The following is a 26,173-nucleotide window of genomic DNA, read 5'->3' as shown; positions in this document are numbered from 1 at the left end:
AAATCCTGCAAACCAAGACCGGTTAGCAGGATTTTACAAGGTTGAGAATTAGAATTTGTATTTGTAGCTGAGCATGTAATTGATCGGTGTTGAATAATAAGCCGAGCTGGCATGAGTAATATTATCCTGGCGATCCAGTATATTGTCGATGCTTAAATTGATTTCACTCGTCTTGTCGACAGCATACTTCACGTTTAAAGTTGTCAGCAAAGAAGGCTTGGTTTTAAAGGAAGGTTTATCACTTGGTGTCAATACCCGTTCTGTCAAATAAGTAGCGGTTAAACTCGTTGTCCATTTCTCTTTTTGATATGTCGCTCCGCCGTTAAGCTGCAAGCGGCCAAAATATCTGTCCCAATATTGCTTTGCACCTGGTTTTTGCGAATTTGATTTGCCTTGTGGATCGCTATAAGTTACTCCATATTGATAAGACCAGCCGTCATTGCCTTGAATATCAGCGCTGATCTCTATTCCAGTGTTTTTCAAGTCCTCATTCACAGCATAAAAGTTAGGTTCTTTCTTTTGGAAGGAAATATTATCCTTAATATTATAATTGAACAAGGCTACGCGCCACTTATGATTCTCGTGATTCTTTTTCCATCCCAATTCATAATGCATCCCGGTCTGAGGCTTGAGATTTGGGTCGCCGATAACCGCCCCACTTGTAGCATACATTTGCTTAAAAGTCGGCATTACATAAGATTGGCCAATGCTGGCGTAGACACTTTCATTTTCTTTTAATTTATGAACGAATTGCCCCTGAGCACTAAAGTTATTGTAATTCTTATCTTCATCAGCACCGGTAGTCCAGCTTTTGCGCCCACTCAGCGTTAAAGTATCAACATTATTCAAAGGGTTTTCCCATTGACCGTACAGGGAATAGTTATTGCGCTCACGCGTTGAACTTACATTCACTTCGTCAATAAATTGTTCATTTTGATACGCAGTACCAAGGAGCCAAGTTGAACCCCTTTCTTTGCCCACTTTTTGCAGGTCAAAGCCATAAGTTCTATTTTTTTCTTCCGTATCTTTAATGGAAAACTCTTTCACAGGATCCTTTCCTGTCTCAACTTTATAATAGTCCTTACCTGTAGTATGCAGACTATTGGCGTTGTAGTAGACATTGCCTTTTACATCACCGTCTTTTATATTCAGTTGTACAAAATCCTTTGTATTGTCATACTTCCTGTCATAACGGACTTGATCAAGGAACGCTGCTGCATAGTTTTTCCCAAATGTATAAGTAAAGCGGCTTGCCGATTCATTGTGACCATACAGAAAGTCGACGTTATCACTGAACTTATAGCTAAGCGTAACGTTGTTTTTTTCGGAACCGTTAAATACGTTATACATTTCTTTGGCAGTGGGAGCAGACGCTTCCGTTAATGTTGAAGAGCTTTTGCCGGTATCTCCCCATTTGTCATAAGTATAGCTTACACCCAATTTATCTGCCTGTACCGTAAAACCATAGTTCTGCTGTCCGTAATTGCCGCCGCCGACAGTTACGGTATTCACCATTTCTTTTTTCATTATTATATTGATAACGCCGCCAGCAGCCTCACTGCCGTACAATACACTGCCGCCGCCTTTGACAATTTCAATCCGCTCAATATTTTCCAGGGGAATATCTTCTAAATTAAATAGGGTTCGTAAGTTTAAAGGTGTACCATTAACTAGTATCAGAGTTCCATTTTGCACGCCCCGCATGCTTACCTTACTGGTCATTGAGCCCATTGAACCCCCGCCCGGACCTTTTGCTTCATATAGCAGACCAGGCATTTTTGACAATGCTTCTTGCAGGTTTCTGGCACCGGTATTGCGCAGCTGCTCGTTTGTATACACATCGGTTGCCGCTGCAATATCAAGATCCTTCTTCTCATAACGCTGGGCAGTAACCACTATGGTATCCATGGTGTATTCCGTTGCTTCCTCGACGCCGGCCCAGGCAGTGGAAGTCATGGCCATCGCCGCTAAAACAAGGGCAGCCAGCTTTGTACATTTCTTGTGCTTTCTAACTTTCATTCTTACAATCTCCCCTTTTAAATGTAACAATATCTAAAAGCGAAAAGCCCTTCCTGAATTCAGGAAGGGCAAAGACTGCAAGCAAACAAATGCTTGTCAAATCCCCTCCCCATCGCTCGTGGGTACAACGGTGATTGTCAAGCAGGCAGTTCTCCTGGCTCTGGTTCATTGTTCCTTCGCGCCTTCCCAAAGCTAACCGCTTCAGTGGCATTCCTACGAATTCACTCCCCATTACAGTGGCGGGACCGCGCCGGTTTTACACCGGACTTCCCTATTAAGCCCTTTCGGGCACCTGATTGAAACGTTTTCTATTGTGTATATTTCGAATCCAAAATATTACTTTCTAGAGGATAGCATTGCTTGTCAGCATTTGTCAAATAAAAATAAATTTTTACGCGTTATTGCTTCGCCCAACGAATACCATGCCTGCCAATACCAGTACCGCTCCCAGCCACCGCTCAGCATCCGCCTGCTCGCCTAAGAACAGCACCGACAAGAGCAATGCCGTAACCGGCATCATACCGGAAAAAGCGGCAGCAACCGAGGCCTTGCAGCGCTTAATGCCCTCATACCAGCAAAAGAACGCCAACGCAGTTACGAACAGGCCATACCAGATTAAAGCCGCCCAGTCACTTGCCTGCAGCTGGCCGAGCCTGGCACCAGCCTGCTCAGCCAACGCAAACGGCACACAAAGCAGCATAGCCATTGCGCTTACCAGCGCGCTTTGCGCAACCGGTTCGAGGAATCGCTCCTGTTCTTTGGCAGCCCTTACATTTGCCAGACGGGAAAGCACGTTGAAGATAGACTCACTCAGTGCCGCACAGAGGACCAGCATATTCCCGGCAGCATGCTGAGCAGCGAAGGAAGCGCCGCTGTACCATAATCCCTGAATGACAGCGATGCCGCTTACCGTACACCCAATGCCGATTACCCGCACCGGCCCCAGCGGCTCTTTTACTAACAGCCAGGCCAATAGTGCCGTTGCTGCCGGAGTAGCACCCGTTAAAATGCCTGCTTCCCCGGCACTGGTTCCTAACAGGCCCTGCAATAAAAACATGCGAAAAAGAAAAATACCGAACAAGGCCTGCAAAAACAGTTCCAGCCAGCGGCGCACTGGCAGGTAGGGCAGCACTGCCCGCAAATTCGCAGCACAAAACGGCAGTAAGCCCACTACGGCCACCAGCAGGCTAACTGCGGAAATTGTGAACACTCCCAGCTTGCCGGACAACAGGCTGCCTGCAATGACCGAAGTTCCCGCGAGGCTGAAAGCCCCTGTTAGATACAGCATTCCGGTAAAAGTTGCCTTCATCTGCTCCCCCTCTTTTCCTTCCAATCCTCGTGGTATGTTATAATGGTAGCAAATAAACTGGTCTGGTTACAGAGCCAGTTAACCATATTTATAACAGTACCAGTTGGAGGAATTATGTGGGGAATCACGCTAGACCGTAACAAGGAGATCACCTTATCCCGTCAGATCTATCAGGCGCTGCAGCAACAAATGCTGCAGGGCGGGCTGCAAAGCGGCGATCCGCTTCCCTCAACCCGTGAACTGGCCAAACAGCTCGGCGTTTCCCGCAATACGGTCTATGAGACCTACGAAATGCTGGCTGCGGAAGGCTATATTATCAGCCGCCAGGGCTCCCCGACACGGGTAGCACAACAGCTTATACTGGCAGCGCCCCAGCAGCCAAGCCCACAGCTGCCGGTAATGCCAGCACACACTGCTGAGCGCTTCCAGGCTGATTTTCGCACAGGCCAGCCGGATTTACGCCACTTCCCCCGTCAGCGCTGGCTGCTGCAGGTCCAGCAGGCTGCTGCCCAGCTGCCGCCGGAATATTGGGGCTATTCGGGACCGGAAGGATTCATTGCTTTACGCGAACAAATCGCTGCCTGGCTGCTGCGCAGCAAAGGAATAGCGGTTGAGGCACAGGATGTGTATATTACTGCCGGTGCTACCCATGCACTGCATATCCTGGCCGGACTGCTGCCAACGGCAGAGAAACCGGAAATCCTCGTTGAAGATCCCTGCCATTTAGGAATGCTGAACGCTTTACGGCACAACAGGATTCCAATCCGGCCGGTACCGGTCGATGACCAGGGGCTGATTACCGCTGCCCTGCCATCAGCAAATGCCTGTGCCGTATACGTTACCCCTTCTCATCAGTTTCCACTTGGCGGCATATTACCGGCAGGACGACGCACCGCGTTGGTTCAATATGCCCGGAAACAGGATTTGTACCTGATTGAAGACGACTATGACAGTGAATTCCGCTATGCAGGTTCACCCATTGCCCCGCTTTATTCGTTAGATCCCCAGCGGGTCATCTATGTGGGCACCTTCAGCAAAATTCTCTTTCCCGCCCTCAGGATCGGCTATGTCATACTCCCCCGCGCCCTGCAGCCTGCCTGGCGCCGCCTGCGTTTATATACAGACGTGCAAAACCCGCCGTTTGAACAGGCGGCACTGGCAGAGTTTTTACGCACCCGCAAGCTGGACCGCCACATTCAAAGCATGCGGCGGCTGTACGGGCAGCGGCGGGAACTGCTGCTAAAAGCACTAACCGAACTACTGGGGACCGGCTGGCAGACGATAGGCGATGCAGCCGGATTGCATCTGGCCCTGGAATACCCAGGCAAATGTTTTGATCACAGCTTCGTCAACGTTTGCCGGCAGCGCAGCCTGCGCATTGCCGTTGTAGACGAGCATAGCATTGTCAAAGGCCGTCACTTGAATAAGCTGCTGCTTGGCTATGGCCATCTCGATGCCCGGGAAATCAGAGAAGGCATTCCGTTATTAGCCCACTGCCTTGACCAACAATAAAAAATGGCTTCCACCGCACATTCAGTACGGCAAAAGCCAGGGGGAGCGTATCCTGCTTATATCGTATATTCGGTAAACGAGGTATAGCGCGACAAAAACTGCTTTGTACGGCTTTCCTGCGGATTATTGAGAATTTGCTCAGGTGTTCCCTGCTCAACAATGACACCGTGATCCATAAAAATAATCTGATCAGCCACTTCGCGGGCAAAGTTAATTTCATGGGTCACCACCACCAGCGTACATTTCACTTCCCGGGCAATCTTCTTCATAACCTCCAGCACCTCGCCGACCAGCTCGGGATCAAGTGCCGAGGTCGGTTCATCAAAAAGAATGACATCGGGATTGAGCGCTAGTGCCCGGGCAATGCCGATGCGCTGCTGCTGCCCGCCGGACAGCTGATGAGGATAAGCATCCGCCTTATTGGCAAGACCAACCTTGTCCAAATAGTACAACGCTGTTTCTTTTGCTTCGGCTTTGGGAATTTTCCTGACCACAGTCAGACCTTCCATAATGTTTTCCAGGGCGGTCTTATTCTTAAATAAGTTATACATTTGAAAAACCATTGCCGTATGCTGTCGGATTTTATGAATCTCTGCATTCGACGCTTTTTCCACATTGATGTGGAGTTCGTTGAGAATAATCTCACCGTGATCAGCCTTCTCCAAGAAGTTAACCGAACGAAGCAGCGTTGTCTTACCAGAGCCGCTTGGTCCGAGAATAACGGTTACAGACCCGGTCGGAATTGTGCAGCTGATGCCTTTTAGTACTTCGGTTTTCCCAAAGGATTTATGAATATTTCTAAATTCAATCATGAAATCACTCCTTTTTTAAAGAGTGCCAATTTCTGCTCGGCAAAATGGAACAGCTTCTCAAAGCAAATGCTGATTCCCCAATACATGACCGCCACTACCAGATAAGTTTCCAGATAGCGATAATGCTCAGCGCAGGCAATCTTTGCAGCCCCTAAAAGTTCAATCACTGTAATCGTAAAAACAATCGATGTTCCCTTAATCAAGTCAAGAAACTGATTCGCCAGCAGCGGCATAGCAAACACTGCCGCCTGGCGCAGCACAATCCGGTAAAAGCCCTGCAGCCAGGTCATGCCGACAGACAGGGCCGCTTCCATCTGCCCCTTGTCAACAGACAGCAAAGCTGCCCGGAATATCTCCGCTAAATAAGCTCCCGTATGCAGCGTAAGCCCCACAATTGCAAAAACCATTGGCGGCACATGGCGGTAACCGGTCTCAATGCCTGTTCGCTCGGTAAACGCCATCAGCAAAACAGGCAGCCCGAAATAGACAAGATAGAGCATCACCATTGTCGGTATTGCCCGGCCCAGCAGCAAATAGGCCCGGGACAGCTGAGCAAGCACCGGAATACTGCGGATCTGGGCAATAGCGCATGCCAGACCGACGATGCTTGCCAGCAGCATACTCACGATTGCGAGAAACAATGTCACCGGCACATAGCTGAGCAGTTCGACAAAGGTCGTGGCCATGAAGGAGAACTCCAGGATATTGTTCATACAGCCCTCCGCTCCTTTTGCAAAAAGGCGAGTGCTGCCGCCGTAGTCACTGTCACACCGGTTTTCAGGGCTTCATCATCGGCCGTAAACCGGGGACTGTGCGCCGGTTCAATCCCCGCCGCCGGATTCGGATTCACACCAATCCGGAAAAACACCGACGGCACGGCTTTGGCAAACCGGTAAAAGTTTTCTGAACCATTGCCGGGAAATTTCGTGATTTCCACCTGTTCCTGCCCAATGGCAGCAGAGGCAGCGGCAATAAATTCCCTGGTCAGTGCCGGGTCATTATAAACGGCTCCCGACCCCAGACGGAACGCGGCAGCTGCCTTCACGCCCGTAACAAGTTCATTGGCCTGGAGAATGGTCGTAATATGTTCATGAATCTCCTCACGGAGACTGCTGTTTTGCGTGCGGATCGTCCCGGTAAACCTCAGTTCCTGGGGAATAATATTGCTGCGCGTACCGCTGTGAATGGTGCCCACCGTAATCACCGCCGGTTCAAAATGATTGATTTTCCGGCTGGTAATCGACTGCAGCTCCAGAATAATTTTAGCGGCAGCCAGGATAATATCATCGGTGCGATGCGGGGCTGAACCATGCCCACCCCTGCCGGTAAGCGTAATGGAAAACTCACTGGCAGCCAGCATCACTTCCTCCGCTTTTACCTGAATCCTTCCGGTCTGAACCTCTTCCGAAACATGGGCAGCCAAAAAAGCAGTGACCTTGGGCTGTTCCAATACCCCAAAATTCAGGATGTCCTGCGCACCGCCGCCCGTCTCTTCGGCCGGTTGAAACACCAGCTTGACCGTCCCGGCAAAGTGGTCCTTAAGTTTAGACAGCAAATAACCTGTGCCTAACAGATTCACGGTATGCACATCATGGCCGCAGGCATGCATAACGCCCTTGTACCGGGAGGCATACGTCAGTCCTGTATCTTCTTCAACAGGCAGGGCATCCATGTCCGCCCGGATGCCAATGCTGCCGTCCCCTTCCCGGTTACCCCGGATTTGGGCAATAATTGCCGTACTGTTCGGCAGCCGGGTGTAGGAAATACCCCAGCGGGTAAGTACCATTTCGACTAATGCCGCCGTTTCAAATTCCTGCTCACTTAGCTCCGGATTTGCATGAATCGTATGGCGAAGCATCACCAATTCCGGGTAAATCTCGTCCGCCAGCGCTTTTATTGTTTCATTAACTGTTGCCATGCCACTCACACCTGCCCGTTATATACTTACTCATGAGGCATAAAATAAGCTGCCTGCTTTTCCAGCAGAGCTCCCAGCCTGCCGATGATAAAGACCAGCAGGATATAAATAATGGCCACGTCGATATACAGCTCCAGGCTCCGCTGACTGTTCGCCCCCAGCAGGTCGGCTTTGCGCATCATATCAATGACGCCCACATTAAACACCAGAGCCGTTCCCTTGAGGGTAGAAATAATAATATTGCAAATCGCCGGAATAGCCATAGTAAACGCCTGGGGCAAAACGATGCGGCTATACGCCTGAACCGGTGTCATGCCAATCGAATAGGCCGCTTCAAGCTGCCCTTTATCGACGGCAAGTATCGCACTGCGAATCACTTCCGCACTGTATGCCCCAAAATGCAGCGAAAAGACAATGAATACATAAAACAGCGGTCCAATATCCCGTACTCCCTGGTAGCCCAGTTTCTGAAACAACTCAGGCAGACCAAAGTAGGCCAAAAATAATTGGACTAAAAAAGGCGTTCCCCGGAAAAATGAAATGTACACGGCTGCGATCCTATCCAGAACCGCTATGCGATGAATCCGGATCAAGGCAATCAGGCTGCCGGCTGCCAGCCCGAAGACAGCCGCAACCAGCGTAATGATCAGCGTTGTATCCACATACGACAAAATGACCGGGAAGGACTTGATCAGATAAGCCAGATCAAAATAATTTCCCATCCAGCGGCACTCCTTATTTTGAGGCAGTATAATCTGCACCTAAAAACTGTTCCGACAGTTTTTTCAGCGTTCCGTCTGCTTTCATTTGTTTGATAGTGGCATCAATTTTATCGGCCAGCTGCTGTCCTTCCGTATCTTTGCGTAAAATAAAATACGTAGGCACACTGGATATCACTTCACCGACGCTTTTCACATCAAGGCCCAGCGTCTTTCTGGCTTCTGTTACCGCCACCTCATAATCACCGCTGGCATCGGCCCGTCCGGTGGCTACCAGGTTCAATGTTTCCGCCGAACCTTTATCGGTAAAGATCAGGTTAATTTTCGGTTCTGCCGTTTCATTAAACTTCCTTACTACCCGCGCTACTTCGCTGGTCGGTACCAGTACCATGGTTTTTCCTTTTAGATCTTCCAACGTCTGAATATCATTGCGGTCCCCCCGTACCGTTAGCCGGGTCAGCGTATAGTTATTGACTTCTGTGGTGAAAGTATATTTTGCCGCCCGTTCCTCATTGCGGGACATCTGGTTGGCAATAAGATCTACCTGCTTGGAGCTCAAGCTGACAAAGGCACTTTCAATACTCATTGTTTTAAACTCAAACCGAATATCTTTATTGCGTTTCTGCACTTCTTTCAAAATTTCAATATCATAGCCGGTTAACTGATCTTTGTCATTCATGTAGGTAAACGGCTTAAAGGTTCCCCGGGTTCCCACATAATAGGTTTTCACCTGCTCTCCTGTAGCCGCAGCCTGGCGTTCACTGCCGGTTGAGCCGCAGCCAGCCGTAAACGCTAACCCCATTATTACCAGACCGGCTAACAGTACCTTGGCTGCTGTTTTCTTTATTACTGCTGTTTTCATTCTCTCAGACCCCTTTGCGTTTTTTCAAAATAAAAAGAAGGCTAACTTCTCTTTTGCCAGAGAAATTAGCCTTCAGCTTTCTGATCGGCTTACTGCTTTATAGAGATGCGCTAACATCGCTTTTTATATTAGGTTTATTATATATAGCTGTTTACTCACTGTCAAGGAGTAAAAATTATTGGATTCCATTATGGCTCGGACAAAGCTTGCGGCACAGGTTGCAGGCGTACACTCCGCCACCACCGCCGGTTTGTTTGTAAGATACTGCCCGGCATTGCTTCTGCACGATTGTAGTCCCATCCAGAGCTTGTGCCGGACAAGCCTTGAGACAAATGCGGCAGCCGGAAATACAGGCCTGATATCCTACCGGCTCATCGGCAGCCAGTTCCTGATCCACCAGCACGGCACCCAGCCACAGCATATTGCCCAGGCGGTCATTGATTAACAGCGTATTTTTCCCCATCTGTCCCAGCCCGGCCCGGACAGCTGCATGCTTTAGCGATAATATGCCCTGACCATGCCTTCTTTCCTCATCCCAGTATTCATAGGGATCAGAGGAAGGAATTGGTACTGCATTTCCCCCCAGCATTTCCAGCTCGGCTGCCAGCTGGCAGGCAGCGGCGTCCACTTTATCCATCACTTTATTGCGCACAAACGTATACGCCGCCGCTGACGGTGAGGCCAGCGAACTGACCGGAAAGCGGGCCGCAAGAACAATCACACTTTTACAGGTCTTATTAACGTCCGTGGGATGAAAGCCCTGGGGCGCATCGGCAAAACGCCCGACAGGCGCAATGCCGCATAAGTCCATTCCCAGCTCAGTTGCCCGAAGCTTAACTTCGGCAGCATCAATTCGATTCATTACTCTTCCTCCTCTTAACCCACCATTTTCGCTGGATCTTTGCTTGAAAATATACTATCATAGAGTTATCAATAGGTAAAATTGATAGTATTGATGAACATATTCAAATAAACTGATGGGTGATAATCATGGAATTTCGCCAGCTAAAAACATTTCTTACCGTCGTAAAATTAGCCAGCTTCACCAAAGCAGCCCATGAGCTGGGTTATGCCCAGTCGTCCGTTACCGGGCAGATTCAGCTGCTGGAGGAAGAATTCGGTACCATGCTATTCGAGCGGTTAGGCAAGCAAATCAAGCTGACCAAAGACGGAGAATCGCTCTTTGAGTATGCTTCGCAGATTGTAACACTTTCTGATGAGGCCAAAGCGGTCATTGCCAGCTCCTTTACCCCCAAAGGGGCCTTGACAATCGGTACTGCCGAATCACTCTGTCTGCACCGGCTGCCGGAAGTGTTCAACGCCTTCCGGCGGGACTATCCGCAAGTGGAAATTAAGCTGTATTTTGATGCAGGAGGAGATTACCGGACCTTACTTCGCAAAAATGTCATTGATGTCGTCTTCTTTCTCGACGCCCCCTGCAACGAAAAAGACCTGATTACGCACGTCCTCTTTGAAGAAACGATGTCAGTCATTGCCGCTCCCGGTCACCGGCTTACGCAGCAACACAGTATCTCCCCGTGTGACCTGACCGGTGAGACGCTTGTGCTAACCTCACCGGGCTGTACGTACCGGAGTATCCTGGAGAGCATTCTCACCCAGGCAGGTGTGAAGCCTGCCTCCATCATGGGCGTAAGCAGCAATGAGGTTATTAAACGGTTTGTCTGCGATGGCTGGGGGATCGGCTTTTTGCCGCAAATCGTTGTGCAGCAGGACCTGCTGAACGGCCAACTGGTAGAACTGCCCTGGCAAGGCCCGTCCTTCGGCATAACGGCCCAATTAATTTATCATAAAGATAAGTGGCAGTCACCCGCTTTAAAAGCGTTTATTGACATGGTACTCCAGTTCTTTAAAAGAGAAGCGCAGTTGTCCTGAATTGACAACTGCGCTTCTCCTCTTTTCTCTGTCAGCAGGAATACCGGTCCGGCTTTCGCCAGCCCGACAGCTTTCCCCACTTCTCCAGAACAGTAAATACCGGCAAAAGTTCTTTGCCGATTTCCGTTAAAGAATATTCCACTCTTGGCGGCACTTCGTTATATTGTTCGCGGTGAATTACACCTGCCTCCTGCAGTTCTTGCAGTGTCTGCGTCAGCATAACATTAGAAATACCGTTCAACTGCCGCCGGAGTTCATTAAACCGGATGACCCCCTGTTTTCCCACCTGCCAGATAACATGCATTTTCCATTTGCCGCTTAATAGCTCTATGGTATATTCAATCGGGCAGGGAATTGTTGATAACTCCCGCTTACTCATCGTAATCTCCTCACTAGCATGGTAAGTTTTTTGTTAGTATATAATATATTCCTTAGTACTTGTGCATTGCTAAGTACCATGATAGTATTATATTCAATAAAACGGATATTGTAAATGCAGAGTAGCATAGCCGTTACCCTGCAATAAATAAAGGAGCTGAATCATATGTCAAAATCATTCTGGGATGCCCTCAAAAACCGGCGGAGTATCTATGGCTTAAGCAATGAAAAAATAGTTGCTGAAGAACGGATCGAAGAAATCGTCAAAGATGCCGTCAAATACACTCCTTCATCCTTTAACTCCCAGAGCACGCGAGTTGTCGTACTCTTTGGCGGGCAAAGCCAAAAATTATGGCAGATTACCTTGGATACGCTCCGTAAGCTAGTCACCCCTGAGCAGTTTATTGAAACGGAGAAAAAAATAAACGGTGCTTTCGCTTCCGGCTATGGCACAGTGTTATTCTTTGAAGATCAAACAGTGGTAGACGGCCTAATGAAAGGCTTCCCGCTGTATGCCGACAACTTCCCCGTCTGGTCGCAGCACACCAATGCCATGCACCAGCTGGTAGTCTGGGCAGCGTTAGAAGCCGAAGGCCTCGGCGCCAGCCTGCAGCACTATAACCCCATTATCGACAGCGCCGTTCAGGCAGAATGGAATATTCCGGCCACCTGGAAACTGGTAGCGCAGATGCCTTTTGGCAAACCTGCATTTACACCCCCGGAAAAACAAGTAGCCGATCTTGACAGCCGGGTAAAAGTATTTAAATAACAACGGTCAGCCGTTAAAAGACAAGACCTGTGAATTATTATAATCAGATAATTCACAGGTCTTTTTTCATTGTTCTTACCCTTTCCAGTTGCACTTGAACAATAAATCCATATACATATATAAATTTGGATTTTCTTATTGATAACTTTAACCCGGAAAGGAGCAACTATGCCTCGCAGAAAAAAACCGAATGTGAATTATGAAAAAATTTGCAAAGTGATCTATGACAAATGCGCAGATCCCTCAAACAGTTGTGATGCATGTGAGGCTTGCGAACGTTATTGTGATCTTTGCGAGCACTATTGGAAGCTTTGCGAACAACGCTGTACATACCCTGGAACGGTAGGCACGACGGGCCCTACCGGTACTACGGGAGCAACCGGCATTACAGGTACAACAGGGGCCCCTGGCATTACTGGAGCTACCGGGTCCACCGGGGCTATCGGAACCACTGGCTCTACGGGAACAACAGGGGCCACGGGCTCTCCTGGCGCCGCAGGATTTACCGGAACTACTGGGGCTACCGGGGCAACCGGCCTCACTGGTGCCACCGGTTCTATGGGCGCAACAGGTGCCACTGGCAATCCTGGCGCTGCAGGACTTACTGGAGCTACTGGTTCCACTGGGGCAACTGGAGCCACCGGCGTTGCAGGGGCAATCGGCTTTACTGGAGCTACTGGCCTCACTGGCGCAACCGGTTCTACAGGTGCAACAGGAGCCACTGGCGATCCTGGCGCTGCAGGGGCACTCGGAACTACTGGCGCTACCGGAGCTACCGGCCTCACTGGCGCAACCGGGGCTACTGGTGCAACAGGAGCTACTGGCGATCCCGGCGCTGCAGGGGCAGTCGGCTTTACTGGCGCTACAGGAGCAACAGGTGCCACTGGGGCAACTGGCGATCCTGGTGCTGCAGGACTTACCGGAACTACTGGCGCTACTGGGGCAACTGGCCTCACTGGCTCCACTGGGGCTGCTGGTGTGACCGGTCCTACTGGTACACTTGCACCTGGTGATTTTCTGTTTAATGTAATTGGACCGGTGGGTAATGCGACCGTTGGCCAAGGGGAAAATCTCATATTCCAAACTTCTACGCTGGATATTACAGTTACGCCTGGTTCTACTATTGTAACGATCGATACAGCAACGGGCGCAACTGGCGACCCAGGTGATACAGGGGCTACGGGGGCTACGGGCGCTACCGGCCTGACTGGGGCTACCGGCGCTACAGGTGCTACTGGGGCAACCGGCGCTACTGGCGCCACCGGGGCTACTGGAGCTACCGGCCTCAATGGCGCTACCGGAGCCACCGGGGCTACTGGGGCAACCGGCGCTACTGGCGCCACCGGGGCTACTGGAGCTACCGGCCTCAATGGCGCTACCGGTGCCACTGGGGCTACCGGAGCTACCGGGTTTACAGGTGCAACAGGAGCTACCGGCGATCCTGGCGCCGCAGGACTTACTGGAACTACTGGTTTCACTGGGGCTACCGGAGCCACTGGCTCTACGGGTGCTACAGGTGCCACCGGTCCTACTGGCGATCCTGGCACTGCAGGACTTACCGGAACTACTGGTTTCACTGGGGCTACCGGAGCCACTGGCTCTACGGGCGCTACCGGGGCCACTGGGGCTACCGGAGCTACCGGGTTTACTGGCGCTACAGGTGCTACCGGCGATCCTGGCGCCGCAGGACTTGCTGGAACTACTGGTTTCACTGGGGCTACCGGAGCCACTGGCTCTACGGGTGCTACAGGTGCCACCGATCCTACTGGCACATTTGCACCTGGTGATTTTCTGTTTAATGTAATTGGACCTGTTGGTAATGCGACCGTTAGCCAAGGTGAAAACCTCGTATTCCAAACTTCAACGCTGGATATTACAGTTACGCCTGGTTCTACTATTGTAACGATCGATGCAGTGACGGGCTCAACTGGCGACGCAGGTGCTACGGGCGCTACCGGGGCCACTGGGGCTACCGGGGCTACCGGCGCTACTGGCGCTACCGGCCTCACTGGTGCAACAGGAGCCACCGGGGCTACCGGCCTCACTGGCGCTACTGGCGCTACCGGCCTCACTGGTGCAACAGGAGCCACCGGGGCTACCGGCCTCACTGGCGCTACTGGCGCTACCGGCCTCACTGGTGCAACAGGAGCCACCGGGGCCACCGGCCTCACTGGTGCTACTGGAGCCACCGGCCTCACTGGCGCTACCGGAGCTACCGGCCTTACTGGGGCTACTGGAGCCACCGGGGCTACTGGAGCTACCGGCCTCACTGGCGCTACCGGCCTCACTGGGGCCACTGGAGATACCGGGGCCACCGGAGCTACTGGGGCCACTGGAGCTACCGGGGCCACTGGCGCTACTGGAGCCACTGGGGCCACTGGAGATACTGGTGCTACCGGGGCCACCGGCCTCACTGGCGCTACCGGCCTTACTGGGGCTACTGGAGCCACCGGGGCTACTGGAGCTACCGGCCTCACTGGCGCTACTGGAGCTACCGGCCTCACTGGCGCTACCGGAGCCACTGGCGCTACCGGCCTCACTGGCGCTACTGGGGCTACTGGTGCTACCGGCCTCACTGGCGCTACTGGGGCTACTGGTGCTACCGGCCTCACTGGCGCTACTGGGGCTACTGCACCACAGGGCCTCGCCGCTTATGCTCATATTTACAATACAAGTGCACAAACAGTCCCAGTCGAAACCGATGTTAACTTTGAAGCGAATGGTATCATAATTGGCTTTACTCACTTGCCGGGCTCACCTACTCTTACCTTTGAAAGCAGTGGTACCTATTTTATAAACTTCTTCATCTCAACAAACGAAGAAAGCCAATTTACGCTTTTCCATAACGGCACCGCTATTCCTTCCAGCACCGTCGATATACGTACCTTTGACACGGTTACAGGTATGATCATACTCACTGTTGCTGCCGGCCATACCTTAACCTTACGAAATCACACCAGTAACACATTGGGTACACCTCCCGGAACAGTCAATTTACGAATAGTCCCACAAACCATCAATGCAGGCGTTAATGCCGCAATAACGGCGCTGAAGCTGACCCCCTAACCTTTGGCAGCACTTAAAAGGACCTGCAGCATTGCAGGTCCTTGCAACTTACCTATTGTTTTCTCCCTGGTTCTGTATTATAGTCATCGTATAATAACTATAGGGGAGGACAAACCGATGAAAACGATAATAATCCGCTGCCTTGCCAATATGCTGGGCTTCTACATAGCCGCCGCCTTGTTTCCGGCCATCCACGCCGCCTCCCTGGAGAGCTTTTTCTGGGCAGGTATCGCCCTGGGCGTGCTCAACTTGTTTATCAAGCCGCTGCTGGTCTTCATCTCGCTGCCGATCACCTTTCTTACTTTGGGACTCTTTACACTGGTGATCAATACGGTGCTGGTCATGATGACAGAGCACCTCATCAGCGGCCTTACTATTCCGTCCTTTGCGCTGGCATTTGCTACAGCGTTTATCATCTCCGTGGCCAATATTATCATGAACGGCTTATTTGACTAAAAACTGCCCTGCAGCTCATCCAACTCTGAACTGGTGGATGGCAAACAAACAGACTGGCTGAGCAAATCTCAGTCCAGTCTGTTTTCTTTATGTTTAAGACAACGGCGGAGTTGCTACCAGCCACTGCTGCTTTTGCTGTCCTTTGGGCAGCATATGCGCGTCAAACCACATGTAATAGAACTTCTCCACCGGATTGACCACATAGCCATCCTGGGAATGATCCGCCGTATCGTACGGATCAGCGAGAATGATGACATCATCGGCAGTCGTCTCCGTACCCATCGTGTCATAGCCGATAATAACGCGCCAGTGTCCGCCCCAGTCAATATTCTCCACCATAACAGGCGTATTAGCAGCCAAGTTGTGCAGTACGAAATTCTTGAAGTCATGGACGGTTGCAAAGGAACTCCCGGTCTTATCAGCACTGGTCAAACTGGAGGAAACCTTCCAGCCAATGTGTTGAAAGAAGCGGACCATCCCTTTCGTATCTGTCCCGACCTCCGGCTTCGTCTCCATAATCTTGGCGATTGCAAGCTCATCCCAGTCAGTATTGTGATAATGAGCAAGCACCGTTAACGCCGCCGCCGGACCGCAGGTAATCTCGGTCGTCTGCTGATAAGTCCGGTAATGAGGCAGCAGCGTCAGCGTCGCGGTAGACTGGAGATTGTAATAATCGACAGCCGTAAAATAAGGCGACCGGGCAACATTGCCAAGGCCGTTATAAGAAGAAGCTCCTTCTTGATCCGTCACATAACCGGCAGGATAGGGAATGACCGGACTGGTGCCCCCTGCATTGTCAACCGCCAAAGCCACATTTCCCGCACTAACACTGATGCTCAGCAAAGCACAAAGCACGAATTGAGTCAGCTTTTTCCTCACCACAACCACTCCTTTAGCGAAAGTCATCACACCTGATATCTTTTCTCATGAAGAGGAAAAAGTCCTGCTCCAATAATGGTGACAATCGTAAGCTTATAAAGCTCACTAGACAGAAAGAACTTTTTTACCATCCTTCAATAATTGCGTTAACGGGGTTCCCATCCCTTTGACATCAACACCCAGCTTCTTTAATAGCGGGGTAGCGCCAAACATGTCAGCACACGCTACACAGGCCTCAACATGGACTCCAACTTCCAGCATCTGCTGAATACGTCCCTGTATTTCTTCATCTTGAAGGACTAACTTTGTTGATGCTCCCCAAATGATCAAAGTAACATCTTCCCACCAGTTTCTAAGCTTTGCATTAAGCGTGTACATTAAGACCATACTGATCGCAGTTTCTCGGTCTCCAGTCGTCCATAGTACATAAAGCTCATCTGAATCGCTATTGGCTTCGCACATAGAATAGATCCCCTCCCAATAATGAATGAAACGAACACGCCCAATCAGATTACAGCTGGCTGGGACAAGGGGACAGGTCCCTTGTCCCAGGCTAAAAGGGTGTATGATCACCAATATAACAAGCTATTTGATGATCCAGATACAGCTCCTGCAGCTGGGCGAGCTTCTTATCGGTCACATCGCCCTGGTCACGGTAGGCGTACTCCTTGCCTAATTGGTTCCACTTTGTCATTCCCAGTTTATGAAATCTTAGGAGATTAAGTTCATATAAGTCGTGCTTGTTCATGAATGCAATTAATTGCCGGGCATTCTCCGCACTGTCATTGTAGCCCTTGATCACCGGCTGGCGGAGCACCAGCCTGCCCGGCCAGCCCGACTGGCGGAGCAGGGCAATATTGGCCAGGATACGATCGTTATCCACGCCGGTGCCTGCTTTATGCTGTTCCCGGTCCATATGCTTCACGTCAATAAAGGCAAACTGGATGTACTGCATAATGGCCAAAAATACATCCGCCTGGGCATAGGCGCTGGTTTCCATCGCCGTACCAATCTGCAGCGCATGACACTGCTGCAATACAGCCAGTAAAAACTCCGGCTGCAGGAGCGGCTCTCCGCCGGAAAAGGTTACCCCTCCGTCAGCGCCCCAATGATTGAAATCCCGGCGCAGGATGGCCGTAAGCTCTTCAACAGTAACCTCTCTCCCACATTGCTTCAGCGCCTGATTAGGGCACAGCGCTACACAGTCAAAATTCTCACAGGTTCGGCAAATTTCCCAGGAAATGATCGGCTCCCCTTCAGCGGGGAACTGAATCGAACCGCGCGGACACGCGTTTTCGCAAGCCCGGCAGCCTTTCGCCCATTTGCACACCTTAGCGGCAAATAGCAGCTGCTTTTTCCTTACCCAGCTTTCGGGGTTGGCGCACCAGCCGCACTGCAGCGGACAGCCTGCCATAAAGACCGTCGTCCGGCAGCCCGGTCCATCATGGACGGAAAAGCTTTGAATGTCAAAAACCAGGCCCTTGGTATTCATCGGGTTAACCGGCCTGATAGCCCGGGCAGGCAAAAGCACCACAGGTGGCATAAGCCCAGTTTTCTTTTTCCAGCCCCGTACAGGTGCCGATGCCGTATTTATCAGGCTTCAGGAAATGCTTGCAGTTGCCGCATTTCTCCGCCTGCCGGAAGGCAGGGCAGGCCGCACTGCCCTCGCCATCAATCGGCACAACCTGCTTATTTAAAGCACACATGCCTTTTTCACAATCGAGATTGATATAGTTCTTGCAGTCATAATGTCTCATCATTCAACCTCCAGTCTATGCCTCATCATATTCGGTACGGAAAATGACTTCGTCCTGAATCGGTTTGCCGATTTCGCACCAGTACTGGGTAAAACCGGCTACCCGCACCATCAGATCGCGGTGTTTCTCCGGTACATGCTGAGCCTCGCGCAGTGTATGGGAATCCACCACATTAAACTGCACATGGAAGCCGCCTTTGCGCATATAGGCCCGGACGACCTCCAGCAGCTTCCGGGTGCCGTTGAGGCCCCGCACTGCACTGGGGTGCAGCTTGAGGTTCATCTGCGAATTCTGATGCAGCGAGTGGTCATAAACGGTAGCCGATTCAAAAATGGCATACAAGCCATTCTTATCGGTGCCTGCTGCCGCCGACAGTGATCCGTCCGAATAGGTGGTACCGGCCAGCCTGCCGTCAGCCGTAGCCAGCGTAACAAAGCCCTGGGGACCGTGCGTCGATACCGAGATCTGGCACAGGTACAGCGGTTTGCCGTAATAAGACTCAAAGGATTTCACCATGTCGGCCATATAGTACTCATACTCTTGTAAAATGGCATCGGCATAGGGATCGGCATTGCCGTATTTAGGAGCTGTAAGGCATGCGGCAAAGATGTCCGCATACCTCCCGCTCGTTTCGGTATTTTCCCGGAAGTCAGGTGAGAATACACCCGTTTCATAGGCGGTCTTAAAACCATAATTATTCAGCATCGCCTCGGTCAATTCGGCAAGGGTAAACCGCTTATCGTCAAAGACGTTCTTCTTAAGGGAGCTTAAGGAATTGATCAGCGTAATCGTACCGCAGGACTCAAAGTTAATGGATGCGTTATAACGGGCCCCCATTGTGCCGAGATGCCTGCCTTTAGTGAAGCAGTCCGGTTTTAACAGCGAGTTGACCACAGGCATACAATGCTTGCGCCAAATATCCATCTGAATGTTGTTGCAGCGGTTGACCACATCGGTGGTGAGTTCCAGGTATTCCTTCCACTGGCCCAGCACCGCTTCATATGAGTCAAGCGGCCTGTTGTGAGCGGGATAGATTTGCTTACCGGTCCGCTTATCCTGGCCATTGGTTAACACCAGCTCCAGCACCTTCGGCAGGGCGATAAAATGCACGCCGGTGCCGCAGGTCGGCGAAGCCCCGCCGGGGATCATCGTCACCTTGCCGTCATATTCAAGCGGCTGGAAGCAGCCGGGAGCGGATTCGAGGCATCCGCCCAGGCACCAGGCCCGGGCATCAATGAGATCCATCCCTTCCGGACCGTAATTGCGCAGCATGAAGTTCATACCGGCCTGATTGTTCATCCAGGCCGGATAACCGAGGCCCAGCTTGGTACAGGCGGCGGCCTTCATCAAAAAGTCCTCCGGCGTCCGTTCATCGTACAGCACGCTTAAGGTCGGCTGCGGTGTCTGGTTGCGCATGCCTGCCTCAATAATCAGGTACTCCAGCGGAGTGACGGCAGACAAGCCATCGTGATTCAGACCACCCAGCGACAGGTTGTTAAAGGTGTTGCCTGACAGCACCCCGCCCGATACCCCCGCTGAGGCAAAGCACTCAATGCAGCTGATCTTAATCCGGTACAGCTCCAGCAGCTCGATGATCTCTTCATCAGTCATCACCCCTTCGCGGATATCCTTGGCGTAATAGGGCTGGAGAATCTGACCAAGCCTGCCGATCGACAGACCGGACATGGCGTCTTCATTGGTTACTCCCAAATGACAGCACAGCGTCATTTGAATGGCTTCCCAGAAGCTGGCCGGTTTCTGATGGGCAACCTTATGCATCACCTCGGAAACCTTTTCATAATTGGCCTTTAGGGCTGCATCCGTTTCAATGGAAGCTAAGTACGCCGCCTGGCGGGAATAGTTTTCGCACCAGGCGCTTAAGCCTTTGGTCATTTCCTTCATGGCCACATAATAGTAGGCCCGGCTCATGCCAAACTCGCCATCGCCACCTGCTTCGCCCATCAGCTCGGCAATCTTTTCGTCGCACAATTCGATAATCCGGTCAAAGCCATACTGGAGCGGCAGATAATAGTTGGCCACCTCTCGCCCCTGCGTAATGGCAAAGGAGTCAAACATACAGATAACGCTGTCCATGACATTCTTATACTGACCGTAGCCAGGCGTCATGCGCGAATATTTATCGCTCAGTTCTTCCACGGAAATTCCCGCCCAGGGCCGTGATGTCTTCACCAGCACGGGAATATCTTCCTTGCGCATGCCAAACTTCTTGGCAATGGAAACCACTTCGCCGTAGCTTTGTGTCACATTGCCGCCGCCGGCACCAACCACACTGACGGCATCGGCTTCACTCTCAGCAGGAGCATCCACCTCGGCCATCAACGCTTCGGCCTGGGCATTAAAAAAGCTGGCCGTCGTCCAGGGGAAAGGAAAACCGCCTCGCACATTTTTCGTTTTATTCATGACCAGCTTTTCATAAGGCTGGATCGTCGGCGTCATATGAGCCAGACAGGCGGCCATCGCCTTAGCCCGCCGGACCTCAACAACCTCACCTTCGTTTTCCCACCACGTCCGGTTGTACCAGTACGGCGCTTCCATATCTGCCGTAACCTTTAGGGTATAGTAGGTTTCCATCAGCCGCTGCGAGCTTTCCTTGGCTGCGGGGATATCGCTTTCGGCAAGCATCTCCACTTTGCCCATGGTAATGCCGCGCTGCTTTAAGATGTCCTGCAGCTTGCTTTCGTTCGCTTTCATTGCTCACCCTCCTTATCTCCTGTTGCTGTTTTACCGCACATAAACAAAAACAAACGTGTCCTTACACGCCAATAATCCATACCTAAATTATATACCACCTGCACAGACAAACAAGAGCAAGAGGCAATGTTATCCGCTAACATTCCCTCTTGCTCTTTTGTTACTGCTATTTTATCGCCCGGCCTGAGCTTACAGCTCCACGATCTTGGTGGCAATGTTGCTGCAGAACTCACTATCATGTTCGACAAATAAAAGAGTCGGCGCATATTCGAGCAACAGTTCTTCGATTTGCATCCGCGAGATGACATCAATATAGTTGAGCGGTTCATCCCAGACGTGCAGATGGGCTCTTTCGCACAGGCTGCGCGCAATAAGCACCTTCTTCTTCTGTCCGGCACTGAAATCGGCCATATCCTTCTCAAATTGCAGCCGGGAAAAATCCAGCTTGCGCAGGTTGGCCTTAAAAATACTTTCATCAATGCCATGCTCCCGGGCATAGTCACTTAAATTGCCTTTCAGATGAGCGGTATTCTGCGGCACATAAGAGATGACCAGCTGACTGGCTTTGCGCAGCGTTCCTGTATACGTTAGCTCCTCACCGGTCAGCAGCTTGAGCAGGCTCGATTTGCCTGAACCATTTTTGCCGTATAACGCCACCCGGTCGCCCTGCTCGATGGTGAAACTGACATCCTTGCAAGCCTGCTTCTCTCCATAGAAAATCGCAACCTGCTGCAGCTCTACCAGACGGCCGGTGTAGAAGTCGGCCTGCACGATTTTCAGCTTATCGGCGCTCTCAATATTCTTGAGCAGCTTGGATTTTTCCTCAATCGCCGTCTGCTGCCGTGTTTCAATGGACTTGGAACGCTGCATCATCTTCGCCGCTTTGTGACCGATATATCCCCGGTCAGGCCGCAACCCCGAATCCCGTGTGCCAAACTTGGTCTTCTCTACCTGCTCAGACCAGGCAGAGGTACGTTTGGCTGCTGCTTGCAGGCGGGCAATGTCTTTATGGAGCTTCTCATTTTCCGCCAGTTCAAAGTGGTCCTGCCTTTGCTTGTTGGCCCACCAGGAGGAAAAGCTGCCTTTTTGAATCTCAATATTGGTTTTGTTAATCGAGAGAACGTGATCAATACAATTATCCAAAAACGCCCGGTCATGGGAAACGAGAATAAAGCCACGCTTGCTCTTCAGATAATCACTGACCACTTTTCTGGCTTCCATATCGAGGTGATTCGTCGGCTCATCTATCAGCAAGAAGCTGTTCTCTTTCAAAAACAAAGCCGCCAGCAGCACCTTGGTCTGCTCGCCGTTGGACAGCGTAGCAAAGGGACGGTACAGCACATCCTCATCTACCTGCAGCAGTGACAGCTCGCGCATCACCTGCCACAGCTCGTAATCGGGGTAAATGCTTTCAATGACATCAATCGTATGGTTCTCCGGCTCGGTTACCGCGAACGGGAAATACTCGAAGTTGGTTTTCGCGGCAATCGTGCCTCTGTATTCGTATTTGCCCAGCAGCAAATTCAGAAAGGTCGTTTTCCCTCGGCCGTTCCTGCCGGTGAAGCCCAGCTTCCAATCGGTATCGATTTGAAAACTCACGTTTTCGAAGATGTTATCATAACTGCCGTCATAGCCAAAAGTTAGATTGGTAACGTTTATTAAAGACATGATCGTAGCCCTCCTGTATAAAAGAAATGAGCTGCAAGAAAGCAATTCTTGCAGCTCATAAAATACAGCAAAGCCAAGCCCTTAGCGGGCACGACAAGGATATATTCCGTGAGTGAAAAGAATGTGTCTTTCTTGCACAGGCATAATAAAGCAAGAGGGGGTTTACCACTCTAATCTATTATGCTCAGAAATTAGCAAGAAAGAATAATCATCTTTTCAACTCCAATCATCTATTTGTGTCTAGTATATCATGTCTTGTTGGCAGACTCAATAGTCAGAAGCTGGAAGGGCAGCAACTGCGGCGGCAATCCGCTCTAAGGCCTCTGTCAGCAGCGAACGTGGGCAGGCGATATTCATTCGCATAAAGCCCGCTCCTCCCGGACCGAAAGTAGAGCCTTCATTCATGGCCACCTTGGCCTGTTCCAGGAAAAACTGCTGCAATTCCTTGGGCGGCATCTGCAGTGCCCGGCAATCCAGCCAGATCAGATATGTCGCCTGCACATTGCTAACCTTAATCTGGGGTATCCGTTCGGCAACGAATTCTTTGAGGTAGTTCAAATTGGCTTCCAGATAGGCCAGCAATTGATCAGCATAATAATCGCATTCGTTATAGGCCACTTCAATTGGCAATGTGCCAAATACCGTTCTGCCATAGGCTTTGTTGTCGGCCAGGGCAGCATAGAATCGGTCATGCTTGTGACGGTTCGGGATAATAGCCGCCCCAGTCCGCACCCCGGCAATATTGAAGGTCTTACTGGGATTCACGCAAACCACGCAGTTATTCGCAGCTTCCGGTGATAGGCTGCCAAAGGGGATATGGCGATTGTCACCATACACAATATCCGAATGAATTTCATCAGAAACCACCATGACATGATGCTTCAGACACAGCTCGGACATGCGGGTCAGTTCTTCTCTGGTAAAGCATTTGCCGACAGGATTATGAGGGCTGCACAATAGGAACATGGTTGTCCGCTTTTGACTCAGCAGCTGCTCCAGATTAGCAAAATCAATGGCATAGCTGCCGTCCGGCTGCAAAACAAGCTCATTGCCCAGGATGTGCCTGCCGTTATGGGGGATGATTTCATGAAACGGATGGTACGCCGGCATCTGAATGACAACATTGTCCCCCGGATTGGTGAAGGCCCGCATAGCATAGATAATCGCCGGGACAACTGCCGGAGTATATTCCACCCAGTCAGGATCAACGTCCCAGCTGAAGCGCTTCTTCTGCCAGTTCACAATCGACTGCTCAAACTTCTTATCATTGACCGGATACCCGTAAATTCCATGCTGCGCCCGTTTCACCATAGCATCTATAATTGGCTGAGGGCATTTAAAATCGGTGTCGGCAATCCATAGCGGCAGTACATCCGCTGCATACGTATCCCATTTCTTGCATTCCGTCCCTGTCCGGTCAATCCGTTCGTCAAAATCATGGTTCATCATCACAATCACCTCTCCCATTTCACTACCCAAGCTACACTTGTCCTTCCGGCTGAATCCCCAGCTTCCTGCGCCAATAGCGTGAGTACACAGCGCCCAGCGGGTTATGAGCAAGCACTCTGTCCTTTGCCGCTAAACAGGATACAGGCACCTGGCAGGCACCGGTAAACAGGGCATCATGACCGACGCATAAGCCCACCGTAACACAAAACTCAACGGCTTTAGCCTGCAGCAGTCTGGCCTGCATAAGCGGGTTGCACATCGTTTCGCGGGCACCGGCCTTGATCTGCTCCAGCACCAGCTGCTCTTTGGCGATCCCGCATACCTTGCAGCACACCGAATAGACCTGAAAGCTTTTGGCAAAATACGCTTCAATCAGTTTCGCTTCCTCACTCAGACCGATACAGAAAGCCAAACCAATTTTTGTATAGTTCATAAGCTTGCAAAACTCGGCTGTCTCCTCTAAGCGGGTTAGCTGATTATAAAACCGGGCTTCCGTGCAAGCCGCCGCCCGCATCATCGTCAGATGTTCCTCCGTATAGGCTGCTTGCACAGCATCAGCAGTCATTCCCGTACAATTCTGCCCGGCCAGATAGCACTTGTGGTGAGTACATTTCGCACACTTCATAGCAATAGCTCCTTATGAGTTGATAAAAACAAAGGCCACATTGACCAGTGCCGCAACTGCCATCGGAATGGCAGTCCGCTTAACCACCTGCACCGGTGATACGCCTGCCACCCCGGCAATCGCCACAATAGCGGCAGTAATCGGTGATACCACACGGCCAAAGCTGGTCATAATCTGCATCGGCAGCAGCAGCGTAATCACCTCAATATGCAGTGCCGCCGCAATCTTCGGAGTAAGCGCGGCAAAAGAGAAGAACGCCGCATTGCCTGACCCCATCAAAAAAGCACAACAGGCAATGACAATACAGAACAGGATAATGAGCGCATGTACCCCCAGGCCCAGCTCCTGTGCCCCTGCCGTCAGCGCATCAACGGCGCCGATCTTCATCAGACCGGCAGCAAATACTTCCCCGGCAACGATCAAGCTGACTACCGTCGCAAAGCTGTTGCCCATACCTTCGTATAAATATTTTAGGCTCTGCAAGACAGCACGGAAATCTTTCGTCCGTACATACTCGAAGGCCATGCTGATAAAAGTACTGACAAACATCGCCGTAACAACGTCCATCTTAATTTTGCTTTTAAACAGCGGGCTGAAGCCAAGGATGAGCAGCATGGGAATGACGGGCAAAATCGCATACAGTAATGGCGGACGGCTGTCCTCCTCCTTCCCGTAATCCAGCGAGGCATCATGACCGGTAAAGCCCTCTTTCTTGTCCCACCATTGTTGCACAAAATAGTGAGTAATCCCCAGCAGCAAGGTGGTGACAACAAAGATGGGCAGCTGGTGATTGACAAAGTATACCGCCGGATCAAGCTTACAGAGATTCGCGGCCAGAATGGCATTGCCCGAACCGGGGCCTACATCCATGTACTGCGCGCAGCCGATAACACCGAGTGCCGACAGCTTACTCACACCGGCCCGGATCAGAACGGGATACAACATGACCATGAGCAAGAGTCCTAATCCGGCATGACTGGGAATGAACAAGACCAAAAACTGACTCATAAAAAAGCTCAGTACCAGCAGCAAATAGGGTGATTTAATATGTTTAATCGGCGAGGCCACTACGGCAAATAAAGCTTTACTCGCCCCGATATACTCCATATACCTGGCAAACCCGGCAATAGACATAATGGTCAGCCCCAGCCCGGCAACGCGGGAACTGAGCAAAACACTGCCGGTATGAAAAATATCTAAAAAGACCGAACCGGAGGATTGTTTCCCTTCCAGCAGAACCGTATTGCTAAGCTGGCACGCTGCCAGCAGCAGGATCATGCCTGCCGTTAACAGCACCGCCTGAGGATAATACTTTTTGACAATCATATAGACAACCCAGGCAATGACGATTCCTGTAATGATCATCATGG

Annotated in this window: 23 protein-coding genes and 1 riboswitch; of the genes, 5 read left to right on the top strand and 18 right to left on the bottom strand. The window is 51.0% G+C overall.

Going from position 1 to position 26,173, the window contains the following annotated elements:
• Nucleotides 1-48: 48 nt before the first annotated feature.
• On the bottom strand, nt 49-2,019 hold the full coding sequence (locus EV210_RS11575; RefSeq protein ID WP_132080360.1) for a TonB-dependent receptor plug domain-containing protein: 1,971 nt from the start codon (nt 2,017-2,019) through the stop codon (nt 49-51).
• A 127-nt stretch (nt 2,020-2,146) separates the two neighbouring features.
• Nucleotides 2,147-2,330, bottom strand: a riboswitch (cobalamin riboswitch).
• An 80-nt stretch (nt 2,331-2,410) separates the two neighbouring features.
• Nucleotides 2,411-3,328, bottom strand: coding sequence for a DMT family transporter (locus tag EV210_RS11570; RefSeq protein ID WP_132080357.1), 918 nt, complete (start codon nt 3,326-3,328; stop codon nt 2,411-2,413).
• Nucleotides 3,329-3,442: 114 nt separating this feature from the next.
• On the opposite strand from EV210_RS11570, the gene pdxR reads away from it, so the two are divergent.
• On the top strand, nt 3,443-4,840 hold the full coding sequence (gene pdxR, locus EV210_RS11565; RefSeq protein WP_132080354.1) for a MocR-like pyridoxine biosynthesis transcription factor PdxR: 1,398 nt from the start codon (nt 3,443-3,445) through the stop codon (nt 4,838-4,840).
• Between the two features lie 56 nt (nt 4,841-4,896).
• On the opposite strand, the gene EV210_RS11560 is transcribed toward pdxR, so the two are convergent.
• The 6 genes from EV210_RS11560 to EV210_RS11535 form a co-directional block, all read right to left on the bottom strand.
• The gene (locus tag EV210_RS11560; protein ID WP_132080351.1) at nt 4,897-5,652 is read right to left on the bottom strand and encodes an amino acid ABC transporter ATP-binding protein; all 756 of its coding nucleotides are present in this window, start codon (nt 5,650-5,652) and stop codon (nt 4,897-4,899) included.
• A complete protein-coding gene (locus tag EV210_RS11555; protein ID WP_132080349.1) occupies nt 5,649-6,365 on the bottom strand; it encodes an amino acid ABC transporter permease in 717 nt (238 codons plus the stop codon). Before EV210_RS11555 ends, EV210_RS11560 begins: the two co-directional genes overlap by 4 nt.
• Nucleotides 6,362-7,570, bottom strand: coding sequence for a M20 metallopeptidase family protein (locus EV210_RS11550; protein WP_132080346.1), 1,209 nt, complete (start codon nt 7,568-7,570; stop codon nt 6,362-6,364). Before EV210_RS11550 ends, EV210_RS11555 begins: the two co-directional genes overlap by 4 nt.
• A 26-nt stretch (nt 7,571-7,596) precedes the next feature.
• The gene (locus EV210_RS11545) at nt 7,597-8,292 is read right to left on the bottom strand and encodes an amino acid ABC transporter permease (RefSeq protein ID WP_132080343.1); all 696 of its coding nucleotides are present in this window, start codon (nt 8,290-8,292) and stop codon (nt 7,597-7,599) included.
• Nucleotides 8,293-8,305: 13 nt separating this feature from the next.
• Nucleotides 8,306-9,151, bottom strand: coding sequence for a transporter substrate-binding domain-containing protein (locus EV210_RS11540; RefSeq protein WP_132080341.1), 846 nt, complete (start codon nt 9,149-9,151; stop codon nt 8,306-8,308).
• Between the two features lie 175 nt (nt 9,152-9,326).
• The gene (locus EV210_RS11535) at nt 9,327-10,013 is read right to left on the bottom strand and encodes an epoxyqueuosine reductase (RefSeq protein ID WP_132080338.1); all 687 of its coding nucleotides are present in this window, start codon (nt 10,011-10,013) and stop codon (nt 9,327-9,329) included.
• 128 nt (nt 10,014-10,141) lie between these two features.
• Here EV210_RS11535 and EV210_RS11530 point away from each other — a divergent pair, with 128 nt between their 5' ends.
• Nucleotides 10,142-11,044, top strand: coding sequence for a LysR family transcriptional regulator (locus EV210_RS11530; protein ID WP_132080335.1), 903 nt, complete (start codon nt 10,142-10,144; stop codon nt 11,042-11,044).
• 31 nt (nt 11,045-11,075) lie between these two features.
• On the opposite strand, the gene EV210_RS11525 is transcribed toward EV210_RS11530, so the two are convergent.
• The gene (locus tag EV210_RS11525; protein ID WP_132080332.1) at nt 11,076-11,423 is read right to left on the bottom strand and encodes a winged helix-turn-helix transcriptional regulator; all 348 of its coding nucleotides are present in this window, start codon (nt 11,421-11,423) and stop codon (nt 11,076-11,078) included.
• A gap of 165 nt (nt 11,424-11,588) precedes the next feature.
• Here EV210_RS11525 and EV210_RS11520 point away from each other — a divergent pair, with 165 nt between their 5' ends.
• From EV210_RS11520 to EV210_RS11510, 3 genes are all read left to right on the top strand, one after another.
• Complete coding sequence (locus EV210_RS11520) at nt 11,589-12,191, top strand: nitroreductase family protein (protein WP_132080329.1); 603 nt, start codon at nt 11,589-11,591, stop codon at nt 12,189-12,191.
• A gap of 168 nt (nt 12,192-12,359) precedes the next feature.
• Nucleotides 12,360-15,257 carry a collagen-like protein gene (locus EV210_RS11515; protein WP_132080326.1) on the top strand — a complete coding sequence of 966 codons (2,898 nt, stop codon included), beginning with the start codon at nt 12,360-12,362 and terminating at the stop codon, nt 15,255-15,257.
• Between the two features lie 117 nt (nt 15,258-15,374).
• The gene (locus EV210_RS11510) at nt 15,375-15,713 is read left to right on the top strand and encodes a phage holin family protein (protein ID WP_132080323.1); all 339 of its coding nucleotides are present in this window, start codon (nt 15,375-15,377) and stop codon (nt 15,711-15,713) included.
• Between the two features lie 93 nt (nt 15,714-15,806).
• Here EV210_RS11510 and EV210_RS11505 read toward each other — a convergent pair whose 3' ends face one another.
• The 9 genes from EV210_RS11505 to dcuC all read right to left on the bottom strand — a co-directional run bounded on the left by EV210_RS11505 (nt 15,807) and on the right by dcuC (nt 26,171).
• The gene (locus EV210_RS11505; protein ID WP_243650525.1) at nt 15,807-16,592 is read right to left on the bottom strand and encodes a C39 family peptidase; all 786 of its coding nucleotides are present in this window, start codon (nt 16,590-16,592) and stop codon (nt 15,807-15,809) included.
• A gap of 105 nt (nt 16,593-16,697) precedes the next feature.
• Nucleotides 16,698-17,054, bottom strand: a complete 357-nt coding sequence (locus tag EV210_RS11500; protein WP_132080320.1) for a DsrE family protein — start codon at nt 17,052-17,054, stop codon at nt 16,698-16,700.
• Between the two features lie 91 nt (nt 17,055-17,145).
• Nucleotides 17,146-18,084 (bottom strand): 4-hydroxyphenylacetate decarboxylase activase, encoded by a 939-nt coding sequence (gene hpdA, locus EV210_RS11495; RefSeq protein WP_132080317.1) that lies wholly within the window; start codon nt 18,082-18,084, stop codon nt 17,146-17,148.
• Nucleotides 18,085-18,088: 4 nt separating this feature from the next.
• Nucleotides 18,089-18,352 carry a 4-hydroxyphenylacetate decarboxylase small subunit gene (gene hpdC, locus EV210_RS11490; protein ID WP_207900712.1) on the bottom strand — a complete coding sequence of 88 codons (264 nt, stop codon included), beginning with the start codon at nt 18,350-18,352 and terminating at the stop codon, nt 18,089-18,091.
• Nucleotides 18,353-18,364: 12 nt separating this feature from the next.
• On the bottom strand, nt 18,365-21,061 hold the full coding sequence (gene hpdB / locus EV210_RS11485; RefSeq protein WP_132080314.1) for a 4-hydroxyphenylacetate decarboxylase large subunit: 2,697 nt from the start codon (nt 21,059-21,061) through the stop codon (nt 18,365-18,367).
• A 189-nt stretch (nt 21,062-21,250) separates the two neighbouring features.
• The gene (locus EV210_RS11480) at nt 21,251-22,729 is read right to left on the bottom strand and encodes an Lsa family ABC-F type ribosomal protection protein (protein ID WP_132080311.1); all 1,479 of its coding nucleotides are present in this window, start codon (nt 22,727-22,729) and stop codon (nt 21,251-21,253) included.
• 267 nt (nt 22,730-22,996) lie between these two features.
• Nucleotides 22,997-24,178 carry a MalY/PatB family protein gene (locus EV210_RS11475; protein WP_132080828.1) on the bottom strand — a complete coding sequence of 394 codons (1,182 nt, stop codon included), beginning with the start codon at nt 24,176-24,178 and terminating at the stop codon, nt 22,997-22,999.
• A gap of 31 nt (nt 24,179-24,209) precedes the next feature.
• Complete coding sequence (locus EV210_RS11470) at nt 24,210-24,803, bottom strand: DUF1847 domain-containing protein (protein ID WP_132080308.1); 594 nt, start codon at nt 24,801-24,803, stop codon at nt 24,210-24,212.
• Between the two features lie 12 nt (nt 24,804-24,815).
• Nucleotides 24,816-26,171, bottom strand: coding sequence for a C4-dicarboxylate transporter DcuC (dcuC, locus tag EV210_RS11465; RefSeq protein ID WP_243650524.1), 1,356 nt, complete (start codon nt 26,169-26,171; stop codon nt 24,816-24,818).
• Nucleotides 26,172-26,173: the final 2 nt, after the last annotated feature.

Origin of the sequence: Anaerospora hongkongensis (assembly GCF_004339805.1) — a bacterium.
Lineage (GTDB): Bacteria > Bacillota > Negativicutes > Sporomusales > DSM-15969 > Anaerospora > Anaerospora hongkongensis.
Note: the sequence above shows the minus strand (reverse complement) of the source record. Positions and strands in the feature narration are given on the sequence as shown.